Below are 16020 nucleotides of genomic sequence, written 5' to 3' on the forward strand. Positions count from 1 at the left end.
AGTGTTGCCATGGATCGTCAACAGAGTCGTTCAGATCGCCTGATACATCAGTTCGATACCGTTTTACGAACGCTTATGCCACACGCTGCTTCACCACAGCGCACCAGCCCCGCTGAAGGTGTGGCTGAGGGAACGTTCGACGATCAAGAGCGCCGCCATGCAGCAGGTTTGATGCGTATCAACCATACTGGTGAGGTGTGTGTTCAAGCGCTGTATCAGGGGCAGGGCGTGACCGCTAAACTTCCTCATGTGCGTCACCAGATGGAGCAGTCGGCGCTAGAGGAGATCGACCATCTTGCCTGGTGTGATGAGCGTCTAGAACAGTTGCAGAGCCGAACAAGCTGCTTAAACCCGTTGTTTTATGCCGCTTCCTTTGGCATTGGCGTGGCCACTGGGGCGGTCAGTGATCGTATTAGTTTGGGATTGGTCGCCGCGACCGAAGAGCAGGTAGGTAAGCATCTTGATTCACACCAACAGTCGCTACCCCGTGGCGACAACCGCTCCCGCGCCATACTGCGCCAGATGGCAGTTGATGAAGCTCACCATGCTCAGCTTGCCTTAGAAGCGGGGGGCGTTCGCTTTCCGGCACCGGTGAAGTGGGGCATACGGCTGGCCTCTAAGGTAATGACTAAAAGCGCCTATCATCTCTGAGACATATTCACGCTGCATAATGGGTTAAGTGGCGGTGTAGGGAAGTCGTTACCAAGGAGAGGAGCAAGAAGATGCTAGGCAATGCAGTGCTGTTTTTAATTATTGCGATCATCGCTGGGGCGGTCGGTTTTTCTGGCATTGCCGGGGCGGCGTCCACCATTGCGCAAATTTTGTTTGTGCTGTTTCTTATTTTGTTTCTTGTGTCATTTTTTACCGGCCGCAGACGTTAGGGCTTTGCGCTAGCGTCAGTGCAAACACAAACTAAAAGGCCCCGCTCTGCGGGGCCTTTTGCTGTCAGCATTGACTGCCAGCGTGATGCTAATGATTAAGCATCAATACGCTTATACTTCATGCGCTTAGGCGTATCGTTTCCGACCCGCTTTCTATGATCCTCTTCGTACTCCGCGTAGTTGCCTTCAAATAAGACCACTTCAGAGTCACCTTCAAAGGCCATAATGTGCGTGGCGATACGGTCAAGGAACCAACGATCGTGAGAGATCACCATCGCGCAGCCTGGGAAGGCTAGAAGCGCGTCCTCCAGTGCCCGCAGGGTTTCAATATCCAGGTCGTTGGAGGGCTCATCGAGCAGCAGCACGTTAGCGCCTTGCTTGAGCGTTTGGGCAAGCTGTAAGCGACCGCGCTCACCACCGGAAAGCTCCGACAAACGCTTCTGCTGGTCGTTACCCTTAAAGTTGAAGCGACCCACATAGGCACGCGAGGAGACTTCGTAGCCGTTAATATTAAGGATATCCTGACCATCCGAAACGGCTTCCCACACGCTCTGCTTGTCATCTAAGCCGTCGCGTAGCTGTTCGACGTAAGCGATATCGACCGTTTCACCCACCAGGACTTCGCCTTCGTCCGGCTGCTCTTTACCGGTAATCAGTTTAAAGAGCGTCGATTTACCCGCACCGTTACCACCGACGATACCAACGATCGCACCCTGGGGAATGGTGAAGGAGAGGTTCTGGTAGAGCAGCTTGTCATCGAAGCGTTTAGCCACATCACGAAACTCAATGACGTTATCGCCCAGGCGCGGGCCAGGCGGAATATAAATTTCATTGGTTTCATTGCGCTTTTGGAAGTCGCCAGACTGCATCTCTTCAAAGCGGTTGAGGCGTGCTTTGCTTTTTGCCTGGCGGCCTTTGGCGTTACTGCGCACCCACTCAAGCTCTTGCTTGATGGCTTTCTGACGCGAGGCTTCCTGCTTGGCTTCCTGGTTCAAACGCTGATCTTTCTGCTCCAGCCACTGGGAGTAGTTACCCTCGAAGGGTATGCCTTGGCCACGATCAAGCTCCAAAATCCAACCCGCCACATTGTCCAGGAAGTAGCGGTCGTGGGTGATCGCCACTACTGTACCGTTATAGTCGTGAAGGAAGCGTTCAAGCCAAGCCACCGATTCTGCATCCAGGTGGTTGGTAGGCTCGTCAAGCAGCAGCATATCGGGGCTGGAGAGCAGTAAGCGGCAGAGTGCTACACGACGGCGCTCACCACCTGAGAGGTTACCCACTTTGGCATCCCAGGGGGGGAGTCGCAGTGCTTCGGCAGCAACGTCAAGTTTGCGTTCCAGGTTGTGCGCATCAGCAGCTTCGATAATATTTTCAAGCCGGGCCTGCTCACTGGCTAGCGCATCAAAGTCGGCGTCGGGCTCTGCGTAGGCCGCATACACCCCATCCAACTTCTCCTGGGCATCTTTGATCGCCCCCAGTGCTTCTTCGACGGTGTCGCGGACGTTTTTCTCGTCATCTAGCTGCGGCTCCTGTGGAAGGTAGCCAACATTGATGCCAGGCATCGGACGAGCTTCACCTTCAAACTCTTTATCGACACCGGCCATAATGCGCAGCAGTGTGGATTTGCCCGAACCGTTAAGCCCCAGAACGCCGATTTTGGCGCCAGGGAAAAACGAGAGCGAAATATCCTTGAGAATTTGCTTTTTGGGCGGCACTACTTTGCCAACCCGGTTCATGGTGAAAACGTATTGCGCCATGGAGATCCGTTAAGTTGTTGAAAAGAAGAAAGCGACAGCAGCAGACTGCTGGCTCTTATTGCTGGCTGAAGCGTGATGATAGTGGTCTGCACCAGGAAAGGCTAGGCTACTTGAGGTGTTGGCTAGCCAGGCCCGCTCATTTGCTGAGAAGGCCAAGCTGCTCAAGGATTACTCTTCTTCGTCCCAGTCATCTTCGATGGCGCGCTGAAGTCGTCGCTCTTCCAACCACGCCTCGACTTGGCGCCGCGCGCGTAAGCTGTCAGCTTTGCTCGGTTTGCTTCTGTTGTAGTGGTCGTCATTGACGGCGTCTAAGCTTTCGAACTCATCTGAGTCGAGTGTTTCGTTGCCTAAGGTTTCATGACTTAGGGTCTCACGACTTAGGGGATCACGGCTCATGTGATGTCCTCCAACCCAGCCGGCGTGCCGGCGTAACAACGGCTTCACGCGAGTACATGTGCAGTTTATTAAACACATGCCAACTGCAAAGTGAAGCGCCTAGCGCAATTCAAGCGCCTTGCCGCTATATAACGCCAGTTGGGATGAAGTTCAAGCTTTATAGTTTTTTTTAGTGAGAAAGTTAATGATTAGCTGTTTTCTCGCTGCTTTTGTAACTCCGCTAGCGCAAGCTGTGTTTCTACACGCTCCGTTACATCTTTTTGCACGCCAATGTAATACATCAGCTTGTCTGCTTCGTCATAGACCGGCGTAATGGAAAGTTCATTCCAAAACATGGTGCCGTCTTTGCGATAATTACGCAGTACTTCTCGAGAAGGTCGGCCCTCGTTTAGCGCATCTCGAATGGCGACAAGCGCGTCCTGGTCGCGGTCTTCGTTCTGTAAAAAGCGGCAATCGCGATACAGAATTTCATCAGCACTATAGCCCGTCAAGCGCTCAAAGCCTTTGTTGACGTAGATGAGGATATTTTCATCCCCTTCCTGTTCGGCAACGACAATGCCGTCTTCCGATGCGTCAACAATACGTTCGAGCAATTCTGGACTGATCAATGGAGATCGTTTCATCAAGGGGTTCCTGTTGCAGCTCCAATCCTTTCCGTCGTTCACAGTCGCTTTCGCCCATGAGCTAACGGAGTTTCCAATCACTTATTATAGGCAGCATAGCAAAGGCGCCACTACATCACTGCTATTCGGCCCTATCATGGCGAGCGTTGTCACGCATTGCAATCGCGAACGCTACGCTAATGTAGGTAGAGCTCTCGATAGCACGCTTGAATACATGTGGTTACCAGTGGCGCGTCACTCGACTTCAGGTAATTGATGGGTGCTAAGTATGGCCCCCACGGCGGTAGCCGCTAGCATGAGGAGTAATGTGCCGCTACCAAACCACTGGGCAAAGGCGCCAATAAGGCCACCTACAATCAACATTAATACGCCGGTTAAGGTATTCGAGAGCGCCACGTAAAGCGCACGATTATCTTGGCTGGCCATATCGACGAGGTAGGTTTTACGCCCTAAGCGTACGCCGTGGTGAACAATCACGAGTAGTGCATAAACTGCCGCATAGGGCCATATGCTGTGTGTCCACTCGCCGGGTAACCAAGCTAAACTAGCGCCCATTATGCAGCAAATGGCGGTACCGATCGCCGCATCGCGCATCACGCCACGGCTCGACTGATCCGCCCGTTTCCCCCATACCGGGCTAGCTACCATCGCGGCCAGCCCCGACACCACAATCAGTATGCCCAGGCCTCCCAGGTCGGTGCCGCTTTGGTTTTGCCCTAGCAGGGCGATGTAGGGTAGGGCGAGTGCACTTGAGAGCAGCAGCGCCCTGGCAAGGTTGAAGTGTAAAAAAGTACGGTCATCTTTTAACAGCGACAGTCCCTGTTTAATACTGTCCCAGCCGTTTTCGCCGCCTTCTACTGCCCCAGGGGCTTCTTTGATGCGTGCGGCGGCGATGGCATTGATTAGCCACCCGCAGGCAGCTATGGCCAGCAGTATCGCCACCACTAAATGGCCGGGTCGGCTCTCAAACAACATTAGCAGTGTCCCAGCGACCAGCGTTGCACCACCAGCAATGCTGCCGCTCCAGCCCATTAGCGTACCGCGGCGGCGCTTGGCAATGGTTTTGCCCAGCACATCTTTTGTGGCAATTGAGGATAAGCCACGTGCCAGTGAGAGCAGAACTAATGCTGTGAGCACTAACGCTCCGCCCAAGGTGCCGGTGGCGAACAACGCCAGTACGGCAAGCGTTAAGGCAGCGAAGGCTTGGGTCAGCGCGCCGACCACCCACACCCATTTGCGCTTAGGTTTTAAGCGAATAAACCCCGCTACGAAGATTTGCGGCAGCAGGGCACCCGATTCTCGGATGGGGACCAGCAGACCTACCATCCAGATGGGAGCGCCAATAATGCCCATCAGCCAGGGTAAGACTAAACGCGCGCTCGACAGCTCGTCAGCCAGTTTATTGCCCAAAGAGGCCCATATATGTAGAAAAAAATTACGCGGTTGTTCGTCGCAGGCGCTTTCAGGTATGTCGTCGCACATGCGGCTGTCGTCATCGCCCGTTAGCCACTCATACAGGCGAGTTTGTGAAACGTTATGTTCGGCCATTGGGACTCCTTCTTAATCGACCTATCTCAAGCGACCTGTCTCAAGAGAGCTATTTCAAGAGAGCTATCTCAAGCCATCTCAAAATGACAGAATATCCTTTTAGAATGCCACATTAACTTGCCTGGGAGATCAGGGATGTCACGTATTCAAATCCGTTATTGCACGCAATGCCAATGGCTGCTGCGCAGTGGTTGGTATGCACAGGAGTTGCTCTCAACCTTTGGTGAAGATTTAAGCGAGGTCTCATTAGCCCCTTCCCATGGCGGTACGTTCGAGATCTGGTGTGATGATCTGCTGTTATGGGAGCGCAAGCGCGATGGCGGTTTCCCAGATATCAAGCTTCTTAAGCAGCGTGTACGCGACCAGTTGGAGCCGGGTCGAGATTTAGGGCATATCGACCGATGAATCAGGATAGGCAAGCAATCCTGTTTGGCTTAGGGGCCGTCGCATTATGGTCGACGGTGGCAACGGCCTTCAAAGTGGCACTCGCTTGGATGAGCCCTCTAGAGCTGATGTGGCTCGCAGCGCTTGTTTCTTGGGCACTGATGGGGGCGCTGGTCATCAAGCAGGGAAATATCGCCACAGCGTTGCGCACCGGTTGGAAGACAGCAGCGTGGGCAGGGCTTATGAACCCAGTGGCTTATTATTTGGTGCTCTTCGCCGCCTATGACCGTCTCCCAGGGCAAGAGGCGATGGCACTAAATTACACCTGGGCCTTAGCGATGGCGTTTTTGGCCGTGCCTTTGCTCGGGCAGCGCTTAACGCGTATGGATATTGTTGCTGGGCTGGTCGCCTACGCAGGCGTATGGGTGATAGCAACACGAGGCGCGGTTTTAAATGTCTCTTTTGCCGACCCGTTAGGGGTCGTGCTGGCACTCGCTTCGACTCTTCTTTGGGCGCTGTATTGGCTGCTTAATGCGCGGGATAGCCGACCACCCCTTGTTGGCCAGTGGCAAAACTTTAGCGTTGGCCTACCTGTGTTGACCCTATTGCTATTACTGGGCCCTGGTTACCAGTGGCACGGTTGGCCTGCCTTTGGTGCTGGTGTGTATGTGGGGCTATTTGAAATGGGGGTGGCCTTCATTCTGTGGCAGTTGGCAGTGCATAAAGTGTCGCGCACGGCCAAAGTCTCCAACCTGATTTTTCTCTCACCTCCTGTATCACTGCTGTTACTTTTCCTGGTAGTGGGAGAGCCTATTTTGCCTTCAACGTTGATTGGGCTAGTGCTGATACTGCTGGGTCTCGGGCTGCAACAAGCACAGAAAAACGAATAATTCTGAATATTTTTTTGTGTTTTAATGGTGTTCTTATTGTAATTTTTTGTGACATTTGGTTTTATAGCCTCAGGATGAGTAGGAAATTAACTAAATTAGGCTAAGCTCAGCTAATTAAGTTTTATCTACCATGTGTTTACTTCAAAAATTGGGCGCTCGTAGAGGGACACAGGCTCACTTCGGGATGAGACTTCGCGGGCTTACGCTTGAAGCAATAGTGCAGCATGGCTCAATGGGTCACACGAATAATGAGCTGCGTGCGATGAGTGCCACATCATAGGGAACGCTGACGATGAAAAAAAATGCCGTATCGAGACTAAAAAAAACCTTCTGTCACCATGTTTTTAAGCCGCTGACAATGACCACGTTAGCGTGTGTCCCGCTTACGGCATTAGCGCAGTCGCTGCCCGCTAGCCTCTACGCGCCAGGTGCCACTGATCTTCCCAGTACTATTCAACAAACGATCATTACTAATCCCGATGTAAACGCTGCATGGGCGAACTTTAGCGCTTCTGGGAGCGATGTCAGAGTCGCAAAGGGTAATTATTTGCCTTCTATTGATATCTCTGCGGGCGTGGGTCGGCAAGACCAGCAAAATGATGGGCGCGGAAGCTATAGCAGTGACTTTGCTGAGCTCACGCTCACCCAAATGGTGTTTGATGGGTTTGCCACCCGTAGCGAAGTAGAGCGTTTGGATCGCACTCGGCTGATTGCCTATTTTGAGCTGCTGGGTGCAAGTGAAGAGGTGACGCTTGAAGCTTTTCGCACCTACCTTGATGTGCTTCGCTACCGCGAGATGGTGCGTTTAGCTCAAGATAATTACCGCGAACACCAACGTGTGTTCTCGCAAATTGAAGAGCGTGCGCTTTCCGGGGCGGGCCGTGGCGTTGACCTAGAGCAAATTAGCGGCCGTTTGGCATTAGCCGAATCCAACTTGATGACCGAGGCGTCGAACCTGCACGATGTAACGGCTCGCTATCAGCGTATCGTAGGCGAACTTCCTCCTCAGAATATGTCGCCTGCACCTAGCTTGGCCGATGAACTACCCGCTGGTGTCAACCAAGCGATCGAAATGGCATTTGAGGGGAACCCTGAGTTCCATGCCGCGATTGAAAATATTGCTGTGCAACGTGCGGAACAAGAGGCTGCGAAGGCCGCCTTTATGCCCCGCCTGGATATACAGGGACGTACGGGCACCAATAATCAAGACGACTCGATAGCTGGGCGCAGTGATGAGCACAGTATTCAACTGGTCGCCAGCATGAACCTCTATCGCGGTGGTTCTGATAGTGCAGCTTTTGATGCGGCGGCCACGCGTATTGAACAAGCTGTCAACCAGCGCGAAACGGCCTGTACAAACGTACGTCAAACCACGCAAATTGCTTATAACGATACCCAGCGTTTGGGTGAGCAATTGAGCTATCTGAATGATCATCGCCAATCGATCAACCGGGTTCGTGGGGCTTACCAGCAGCAGTTTGATATTGGTCAACGTACTTTGTTGGACGTGCTTGATAGTGAAAACGAGTACTTCGAAGCCAGTCGAGCCTACGCGAATGCAGAGTTTGACTTAACTTTGGCTCAAGCGCGTACGCTAGCAGCAATGGGGCAACTTATGCACACCCTTGAAGTGGTGCGTGACGATATCCCCACTCTTGACGAATTGGGGTACGACGACGCCACACTTAGCGCTGAGATGGCCTGTGGAACGGAAGGGCCTCGTGGCTTTAATTTAGAAGACTTTACGCGCGGTATTTCTTCGTTACCCGCTCACGCTGATACGCTAGCGTCGTCTTACGCCGCCAATGAGCAGCCAGTCATGATTTCCCAGTACCTGCAATTGGGCCACGAGGATGTGCTGGTCACTAACGGCTAACGTGTTCGAATAGTTTGCTGTGCAGAAACAGAGTTATTCGTCGTTTGGCGGCGAAGGGTTAGCGGCTTTCGCTAATCATAGGGGAAATAGATGCCTAAATAGGCATTAGGGGAATGAGGTCTCTGTGACACAAACCAAGCTGGAAAGGCCGGCCGCTGCAAATGCTAGCGAGCAGCCAGTAGGCGATGAGTTACTCGAATGTTTGAAAGCGGTTGCCTCATTTCATCAGCATGAGGTGTCATCAGAGGCCCTTAGAGCTGGCTTGCCCTTGGAGCAGGGCAAGCTAACGCCTTCCGTATTTGGTAGGGCTGCCTCCCGTGCTGGACTGACGGCGCGAATTGTTAAAAGCAAGCTGTCGGCGCTTAACCCAGCGCTCTTCCCCGCTATTCTATTGTTGGAACCAGGTAGGGCGTGCGTGCTGTTGGGAATTGATCTCAAACAGCAAAAAGCGAACGTCATTTTTCCTGAACTATCTGAATCAAACGTTGAACTGCCCCTAGATGAACTCTATGCGGGCTATAGCGGTGAAGCTATATACGTTCGTCCTAAGTTTCTAGTGGATAACGCGTCTGAACCAGGCGTCAAGAAGCGCCGCGACCAGCACTGGTTTTGGGGCGTCATTCGCGAAAATAGATCTCTCTACCGCGATATCGTGTTGGGGTCGGTGGCGATCAATGTGTTCGCCATCGCCATGCCGCTGTTCGTGCTTAACGTCTATGACCGAGTAGTGCCCAATCAGGCAACGGAAACGCTATGGGTGCTGGCAATAGGCATCTTTATAGTGCTGTGCTTTGATTTGGTACTCAGGCTAATGCGCAGCAGCTTTGTCGACTTAGCTGCTAGCCGTGCGGATGTGAAGCTCTCTTCCTCAATCATGGCTAAAGCATTGGGCCTTCGTTTAGAAGAGCGCCCCGCATCAACCGGCTCGTTCACTTCGACGCTCCAGTCTTTTGAGTCGGTACGCGCGTTTATTGGTTCTGCGACCATTCTGGGGATTGTCGATCTTCCGTTCGTACTGATGTTTGCGGCGATTATCGCGCTGATTAATCCCTGGCTAGTGCTGCCGGTATTGGTGGGCATCGTGTTTGTGCTGCTCTACGCGCTGGCTGCTCAGGGTAAGCTTCATGAACTTTCTCAAACTACCTGGGAAATCGGCGCACAGCGCAACTCACTGTTGGTGGAGTCTATTTCCCAATTAGAAAATGTTAAGGCCCTGCGGGCTGAAAGCCGTATCCAGCGCCATTGGGAAAAATCATCGGCCTTCCTTTCCCGTACTGGCGCGCAGCTTAAGATGGTGAGCACCTCAGTCTCCAGCGTGGCCCAGTGGGCGCAGCACAGTGTGGCGGTGTGCGTCATTATCGTCGGTGTGTATCAAATCATCGAAGGTAACCTCACCCAGGGTGGGTTGATTGCCGCTTATATGCTCTCTTCCCGGGCGATGGCACCTATAAGTCAGGCTGCAGCGCTGCTGGCGCAATATCATCAATCCTCCACGGCGCTTGAGTCACTCAATGCGGTAATGGATAAGAAGGTTGAGCGCCATGAAGGCAAGGCTTATGTAGAAAAGCCCAGCTTCGCCGGCAATATACGCCTTGAGAAAGTCACTCTTCGTTACCCCAATGAAGAGCGCGAGGCGCTAAAGGATGTATCGATAACTGTCAAAGCCGGTGAGAAAGTTGCGCTACTTGGCCGCATTGGTTGCGGCAAATCTTCATTAAACAAGCTAGTGCTAGGGTTTTATCAGCCAACCTCGGGGGCCGTGCTGGTTGATAACGTGGATATTCGCCAGTTAGACCCACTGCAGTTGCGCCGTCATATTGGCTATGTTCCTCAAGACGTTAGCCTGTTTTCAGGATCTCTGCGGGACAATATTGTGGCGGGTGGCGGTAGCGACCGCGTTGAGGATGAGGCATTGCTTAGAGCGATTGACTTGGCCGGCCTAGAGTCACTCGTCAACAACCATCCACATGGCGTGGATTTGCAAGTAGGTGAACGCGGCCAAGCACTTTCCGGCGGGCAAAAACAGTCTGTCGCCATTGCCCGTGCGCTAGTGCAGGATCCGCCTATTTTGCTGTTAGATGAACCGACAAGCTCTATGGATAATGCTAGCGAAGAAGCGTTTAAAGCCAACCTTAAAAACGTCGCTGCTGGCAAAACCATCCTAGTGGTCACGCACCGTACCTCGCTCCTCTCATTGGTCGACCGAATTATTGTCATGGATGCCGGCAAGGTCGTGGCGGATGGCCCGCGGGATACAGTGGTAGAGGCATTGCGTAAAGGCCAGATCGGGAGGGCATCGTAATGGCGCGTAAACCCTCTTCCACGACCGAGCAAAAAGGTTTTGACGCCATTGGCCGTTTCTCAGAAAAAGGCCAAAAACCATTTCGCCCTTTTATGGATCGGTTGTTTGCCAAGCGTGTGACCTCTGCCCACCTAAACCGCGATTGGGCAAGCGATACCGACTGGGCGCGTATGCAGCAAGAGCCCATTCGTGCACGGTTATTCCTCTATACCGTCCTGCTCACTGTGGTTGCGTTGTTAGTGTGGGCGTATTTTGCTTCTATCGATGAAGTAACCCGTGGGGCAGGGCGAGTGATCCCTGCAAGCCAACTACAGCGTATCCAGTCTTTTGATGGTGGCGTTGTTGAACAGATCTTTATTCGCGAAGGGCAGATCGTCGAGGCAGGTCAAGTGCTGATGCAGATCGACCCTACGCGCTTTGTTTCTGATTTTCGAGAAAACCGTGCCCAGCGTTATGCGCTTCAGGCGCGTGCTGAAAGGCTACGTGCGCTAGCAACGGGCACTGCGTTTGAGCCTTCCGAAGAGCTCCGTCAAGAAGTGCCTGACATTGTGATGCAAGAGCGCGAGGTTTATGAAAGCCGTCGTGAAGAGTTGCGCGAACAAGAAAATGTGCTTAATGACCGCATTCGTCAGCGTCAGGAAGAGCTGCGAGAGGCGCAAGCTCGCCGTGATACAGCCCAGCGTGAAGTCAATATGGCCAGTCAAGAGCTTAACTTGACTCGCCCGCTGTTGGCTTCGGGGGCTGTGTCTGAGGTAGAAGTGCTGCGCTTAGAGAGAGATGTATCTAGTGCCACAGGGGAGCGTAACCAAGCGGATGCCGCTGTTTCACGTTTAGAGGCCGGGGTGGAAGAAGCAGAAGGGCAATTGCTGGAGCTGGGTGCCGAACGCCGGAGTGAGTGGCGGAATGATCTGGCTCAAACGTTGGGCGACCTAAATGCATTGCAACAATCGGGAACTGGTTTGCAGGATAGGGTACGACTGACCGAAATTCGCTCACCGGTTGATGGTATTGTTCAGCGCATACACATCAACACCATAGGTGGTGTTGCTCAGCCAGGGGAAGAGGTTGTTGAAATCGTGCCTACTGACGACCAACTGCTGGTTGAGGCGCGCATCGCCCCGCAAGATATCGCCTTTTTGCATCCTGGGCAGCCTGCGACTATCAAACTGACGGCCTATGACTATGCCATTTATGGTGGCTTACAGGCCGAGCTTGATCGTATTAGCGCCGATACCATTACTGATGATGACGGTAATACCTTCTATCAGGTGCGGGTGCGCAGTTTAGAAAACGAAAATGTCGCCGATAAACTACAAGTAATTCCCGGCATGACGGCGCAAGTGGACATAGTAACGGGCAAGCGCACAGTGATGCAGTTTATGCTGAAACCTGTCTTAAGAGCGTGGCGTGATTCCATGGGGGAACGCTGATGAAGCATTGGTTCATTACGACGGATGGAAACTTAAAAGCGCGTTGGAAAAAAGCGTTTCCCGAGATGGTAGCCTCCAAACCAGATGTGTTTATTAATAAAACACAGCCTAATGATGTGGTTTGGCTGTCTACGACTGTTGAAGGGTGGTCAGAGCTGATCGGTACCGTAACTGCCAAGGGAGCTGTTGTCGTTGTACTAAGTTACTCGCCGGATGACCGTGAGGCTTTAAGGTCACTGGATCTGGGGGCGCGGGGATATGTTCATACGCTTGCTGCGCCCGAGGTACTTAAGCAAGTGGCGTTGGTGGTCACTAACCAAGGCGTGTGGGTTGGTCAAGAGTTGCTTGCTAAAGTGCTTGGAGGCTCTTTTAAAGCGTTGCAGCAAAGGGCTGAAGGTGGCAGTTCTTTCAATACAGAGCAGCTTGGAGATTTAACCGACCGTGAACGGGGCGTTGCACTTGCTGTGGTGCGCGGCGCTACAAATAAGGAAGTCGCGCGTCAGTTAGATATTACGGAGCGTACAGTAAAAGCGCATCTTAGCGCTATTTTCAAAAAGCTGGCTGTTCGAGACCGCTTACAGCTTATTTTGAAGCTAGCACCGGTAGTGGAACGCATTCCAGAACGCTTTTAATGTTCATAACTTAGCGCGAGCAGCGCCTCTATATGTTGCAGCGCTTATTCAATACATTTCTGTCCCTCACATTAGCCTCTATTATTGAGCAACTTAATGCCGGGTATTAAAGATTCTTCACTGTATTGCTCGCTTCCATTAAGTAAGTCGAGTGCTGAACACTCCTCCCGAGCGGCGGAAATTTCGCATGTGTTGGATAGCATGGGCGACACCGTGATGCCTATGTGGTTGGACAGACACACAGAGTTTGCGGAATTTTCGCAGGTAATGTTGATTTCAGTAAGCGATGGCTATGAGCGTGCACAAGTCACGTCTATGCAACTTGATTTGAGCAGCTTGCAGGCAGGCAACTGGGCGGCGTTATTACCCACTTTGAAGCAAGCAGTGACAAGACTGGAGCGAAAGTTCTCCCATCCTTTGGTGTGGTGTCGGTTGGAATGGCCTTTTGCCGTACGAGAGTGGCAGTGGCAGGCGCTAAAACAGGAGATGAAGCGCTATAAGCGCAGCTATTTTCGCAGCGGCCTAGCCTTTGTTGGTAAGAGGCTCCCGCGACTTTTGTTGACTGAGATGGAGCTAAACGCCAATGCCTGTTTGTACGCAGGAGGGCATGTTGAGCATGCTGAAGTCAACCAACATCACCTTGAGCGCTACATGAAAGCGCGTCACGGCTCAAGCCAGATGCCGGACTTTGCCGACAACATGACGGTGTGGAGTTTTTCCACTACCGGCATATTTGTGGATGTTAGCGGTGAGACAACAAGTGTGCATGCACTGGAAACCCGACCAAGGCGCTGGAGTAGGCGGGAGATGCCACCGCTGACAGTGGCTTCCACAGGGGAACTGATAGCCCGCTCGACCCGCTTTTTAGGCAAACAGGTTGGCCAGGATGGTCGATACGTATATGGCTATTTTCCTTGTTTTGATCGCCTCATTAATACTTACAATGTATTACGTCACGCCAGCAGTACTTATGCTTTGTTGGAGGGGTATGAGGCTTGCTCTGATCAACTGCTTTTAAGTGATGAGCAGCTTGGGCTGGTACGCCAACAGATATCTTGGGCGCTTTCGGGCTTATGTTCCGAGTTTGTCGTTCATCGCCAAGGGGCGGCCTATGTGGTGGATAGGGGCGATATCATCAAGTTGGGAGCCAATGCGGTCGCCATTCTTGCGTTGGTGAAGTATCACCAAGTCATGGGAGATGATCGTTATGCTGATTTGGTGGATGCACTGGCGCTAGGGATTTCAAGAATGCAGGAAGCTGACGGTAGCTTTGTGCACGTACTCAATGCTGCGGATTTATCGGTTAAGGAAAAGACCCGGATAATTTATTACGATGGTGAAGCCGCTTTTGCTCTGATGCGACTTTACGATCATACCCGCAATAGTCGTTGGCTGGACTGCGTTGTCAAAGCGTTTGACTACTTTATCGCTAACGGGCACGAAAAGGCGCATGACCATTGGCTTGCTTATTGCGCAAATGAATTGGTGGCGCATTGTCCAGAGCGACAATATTTTGCGTTTGCGGTGCGCAACATAGAAGGTTATGTCGATTTTATTCGCGAGCGGCTGACCACTTTTCCAACACTGCTTGAGCTGTCAATGGCGTTTCACAAGACGCTGCTCAAGCTGGAGACACGCCCTGATTTAATCGATGTGCTGAACGGTTTTGATATCAATGCGTTTTATCGGGCACTGCACGCCAGAGCGAACTATCTTCTGAATGGTTTTTTCTGGCCGGAAGTAGCGATGTACTTTAAGTCACCCGCTACTATCCTGGATGGTTTTTTTATTCGCCATCACGGTTTTCGCGTAAGGATTGATGATGTAGAGCACTACCTTTCAGGGCTGGTGGCCTATCAGCAACTGCTGTGTAAGGGAAAATATGCCAGTATCAAGCCACCGTTAGAAAATAAGCTTGATGCAGAGGCTATGGCCTCGGCAACGGGGGGAGAATGGATAACATCTCCTCCTGATAAATGGTTGGCAAGTGGAGTATGCTGCTGGCCGAAATCCTTTCAACCTGGGCAGGTGGTTGTCGCTCGGGGCAAGGAGATGAGCAAAGGTTTTTTGCCATTCGCGGCGGTGAAATCACTGGTCACTAAAGGTGCTTCCTCAGTGCTTTGTGATGATGGCGAGGCATATCGTGATATCGGTGTGCCCGTGTTACAGGTAGACGATATTCGCGCAGCAACACTGGCCATAGGGCAGTGGCAACGGCGCTGCTACGCAGGTCGGGTCGTTGGTATTACCGGAAGCGCAGGCAAAACAACGGCGGTGGCGATGCTAGCCCATGTGCTGAGCTACAACAGTTCAGTAGGGCAAACGCAAGGCAGTGCCAACCTGCCGATTGGTATTGCCTGGAACATCGCTTCAATGCCTCCAGAGGCGCCATACTGGGTTGTTGAAATGGCCATCGGCTCCATGGCCCACAATACGGATATTGCTCGCCCTGATATCGCCATTGTTACGAATATCGCTGCGTCGCACCTGGAATATCACCACTCGTTGGACGAAATTGCTCGTAAGAAAGCGCTTATTTTTCAGGGTATGCCAGCCAATGGGGTCGCAATTCTCTATCGTGATATGCCGCAGTATGCCTATCTTGCTGAGCAGGCAAGGAGCTACCACCTAAAAGTAGTCAGCTTTGGCGAGCATGCTGACGCTGACATACGCATGCTTGAGTTTTCAGGCAATAGCGGGCGCATTACGTTCGATGGCGCTTCGTATGAACTATGCATGAGCGCCGTTGGGCGTCATATGCTGCTTAACGCTATGGCAGTGCTGGCAGTGGCCAGGCACGATAACCTTCCTTTAGACACCGTTATGGCTCGCCTAGCCTCTTTTCAGGCTGTGGCAGGGAGGGGGGAGGTGCGGGCCATTGATTACCAAGGAGTGGCGATCACTGTGTACGATGAAGCTTATAATGCCAATCCGTTATCGATGCGTATGGCACTGGAAGCTTTCTCCGCACTACCTGTCGATGCGGATCACAAGCTATTGATTATTGGCGATATGCTGGAGCTTGGCTCAGAATCAGAGGTGCTGCACCTGGAGCTTGTTCCCATACTTAACGCGTTATCGGCCAGGCAAATACTGCTGTGCGGTCAACATTGCCAAGCGTTAGCGCCACTACTGGGAGGGGAGGCCGCCGGAGTGTTTCATTTCTCGGATGTCAAAGCACTTGAAGCAGCATTGCCTAACCACATGATGTCGCAAGATAGCGTACTTGTTAAGGCATCCCATGGTATTGGGTTACACGCGCTTTTTTCACACCTGACCCGTGGATAAATACTTATCGTCA

General features: G+C 52.3%; 13 protein-coding genes. 9 read left to right on the top strand and 4 right to left on the bottom strand.

Translation table 11 applies throughout. The annotated features are described in order from the left end of the window. Window positions 1-9 precede the first annotated feature (9 nt). Window positions 10-651: a 2-polyprenyl-3-methyl-6-methoxy-1,4-benzoquinone monooxygenase gene (gene coq7, locus HZS52_RS13270; protein ID WP_027960152.1), complete on the top strand. Its 642-nt coding sequence runs from the start codon at window positions 10-12 to the stop codon at window positions 649-651. A 71-nt stretch (window positions 652-722) separates the two neighbouring features. Next, the gene (locus HZS52_RS13275) at window positions 723-881 is read left to right on the top strand and encodes a DUF1328 domain-containing protein (RefSeq protein ID WP_022522744.1); all 159 of its coding nucleotides are present in this window, start codon (window positions 723-725) and stop codon (window positions 879-881) included. A 95-nt stretch (window positions 882-976) separates the two neighbouring features. On the opposite strand, the gene ettA is transcribed toward HZS52_RS13275, so the two are convergent. The 4 genes from ettA to HZS52_RS13295 form a co-directional block, all read right to left on the bottom strand. After that, a complete protein-coding gene (ettA, locus tag HZS52_RS13280) occupies window positions 977-2638 on the bottom strand; it encodes an energy-dependent translational throttle protein EttA (protein ID WP_009287680.1) in 1662 nt (553 codons plus the stop codon). Between the two features lie 168 nt (window positions 2639-2806). Continuing rightward, entirely contained in the window at window positions 2807-3034 is a 228-nt protein-coding gene (locus tag HZS52_RS13285; RefSeq protein ID WP_022522745.1) for a PA3496 family putative envelope integrity protein, read from the bottom strand. Between the two features lie 188 nt (window positions 3035-3222). After that, complete coding sequence (locus HZS52_RS13290) at window positions 3223-3657, bottom strand: PAS domain S-box protein (protein ID WP_022522746.1); 435 nt, start codon at window positions 3655-3657, stop codon at window positions 3223-3225. Between the two features lie 234 nt (window positions 3658-3891). Continuing rightward, window positions 3892-5205 (bottom strand): MFS transporter, encoded by a 1314-nt coding sequence (locus HZS52_RS13295; protein WP_022522747.1) that lies wholly within the window; start codon window positions 5203-5205, stop codon window positions 3892-3894. A 135-nt stretch (window positions 5206-5340) separates the two neighbouring features. On the opposite strand from HZS52_RS13295, the gene HZS52_RS13300 reads away from it, so the two are divergent. From HZS52_RS13300 to HZS52_RS13330, 7 genes are all read left to right on the top strand, one after another. After that, window positions 5341-5610, top strand: coding sequence for an Rdx family protein (locus tag HZS52_RS13300; protein WP_022522748.1), 270 nt, complete (start codon window positions 5341-5343; stop codon window positions 5608-5610). Continuing rightward, a complete protein-coding gene (locus tag HZS52_RS13305) occupies window positions 5607-6479 on the top strand; it encodes a DMT family transporter (protein WP_009287682.1) in 873 nt (290 codons plus the stop codon). The genes HZS52_RS13300 and HZS52_RS13305 overlap by 4 nt, the downstream gene beginning before the upstream one ends. Before the next feature lie 358 nt (window positions 6480-6837). After that, the gene (locus HZS52_RS13310) at window positions 6838-8355 is read left to right on the top strand and encodes a TolC family outer membrane protein (protein ID WP_223827925.1); all 1518 of its coding nucleotides are present in this window, start codon (window positions 6838-6840) and stop codon (window positions 8353-8355) included. Between the two features lie 124 nt (window positions 8356-8479). After that, window positions 8480-10657: a type I secretion system permease/ATPase gene (locus HZS52_RS13315; protein ID WP_190372943.1), complete on the top strand. Its 2178-nt coding sequence runs from the start codon at window positions 8480-8482 to the stop codon at window positions 10655-10657. Continuing rightward, window positions 10657-12087 (top strand): HlyD family type I secretion periplasmic adaptor subunit, encoded by a 1431-nt coding sequence (locus HZS52_RS13320; protein ID WP_190372944.1) that lies wholly within the window; start codon window positions 10657-10659, stop codon window positions 12085-12087. Before HZS52_RS13315 ends, HZS52_RS13320 begins: the two co-directional genes overlap by 1 nt. Further along, on the top strand, window positions 12087-12719 hold the full coding sequence (locus tag HZS52_RS13325; protein ID WP_022522751.1) for a response regulator transcription factor: 633 nt from the start codon (window positions 12087-12089) through the stop codon (window positions 12717-12719). The genes HZS52_RS13320 and HZS52_RS13325 overlap by 1 nt, the downstream gene beginning before the upstream one ends. Before the next feature lie 315 nt (window positions 12720-13034). Beyond that, a complete protein-coding gene (locus HZS52_RS13330; RefSeq protein WP_223827926.1) occupies window positions 13035-16007 on the top strand; it encodes a UDP-N-acetylmuramoyl-tripeptide--D-alanyl-D-alanine ligase in 2973 nt (990 codons plus the stop codon). Window positions 16008-16020 lie beyond the last annotated feature (13 nt).

It is taken from the genome of Vreelandella titanicae (assembly GCF_014697095.1).
In the GTDB taxonomy this organism is placed as follows: Bacteria; Pseudomonadota; Gammaproteobacteria; order Pseudomonadales; family Halomonadaceae; genus Vreelandella; species Vreelandella titanicae.

Excerpts from the sequence above, each read along its gene's own strand:
- coq7 (WP_027960152.1), top strand. The coding sequence starts at position 10 with ATGGATCGTCAACAGAGTCGTTCAGATCGCCTGATACATCAGTTCGAT.
- HZS52_RS13275 (WP_022522744.1), top strand. The coding sequence starts at position 723 with ATGCTAGGCAATGCAGTGCTGTTTTTAATTATTGCGATCATCGCTGGG.
- ettA (WP_009287680.1), bottom strand. The coding sequence starts at position 2,638 with ATGGCGCAATACGTTTTCACCATGAACCGGGTTGGCAAAGTAGTGCCG.
- HZS52_RS13285 (WP_022522745.1), bottom strand. The coding sequence starts at position 3,034 with ATGAGCCGTGATCCCCTAAGTCGTGAGACCCTAAGTCATGAAACCTTA.
- HZS52_RS13290 (WP_022522746.1), bottom strand. The coding sequence starts at position 3,657 with ATGAAACGATCTCCATTGATCAGTCCAGAATTGCTCGAACGTATTGTT.
- HZS52_RS13295 (WP_022522747.1), bottom strand. The coding sequence starts at position 5,205 with ATGGCCGAACATAACGTTTCACAAACTCGCCTGTATGAGTGGCTAACG.
- HZS52_RS13300 (WP_022522748.1), top strand. The coding sequence starts at position 5,341 with ATGTCACGTATTCAAATCCGTTATTGCACGCAATGCCAATGGCTGCTG.
- HZS52_RS13305 (WP_009287682.1), top strand. The coding sequence starts at position 5,607 with ATGAATCAGGATAGGCAAGCAATCCTGTTTGGCTTAGGGGCCGTCGCA.
- HZS52_RS13310 (WP_223827925.1), top strand. The coding sequence starts at position 6,838 with ATGACCACGTTAGCGTGTGTCCCGCTTACGGCATTAGCGCAGTCGCTG.
- HZS52_RS13320 (WP_190372944.1), top strand. The coding sequence starts at position 10,657 with ATGGCGCGTAAACCCTCTTCCACGACCGAGCAAAAAGGTTTTGACGCC.
- HZS52_RS13325 (WP_022522751.1), top strand. The coding sequence starts at position 12,087 with ATGAAGCATTGGTTCATTACGACGGATGGAAACTTAAAAGCGCGTTGG.
- HZS52_RS13330 (WP_223827926.1), top strand. The coding sequence starts at position 13,035 with ATGCAACTTGATTTGAGCAGCTTGCAGGCAGGCAACTGGGCGGCGTTA.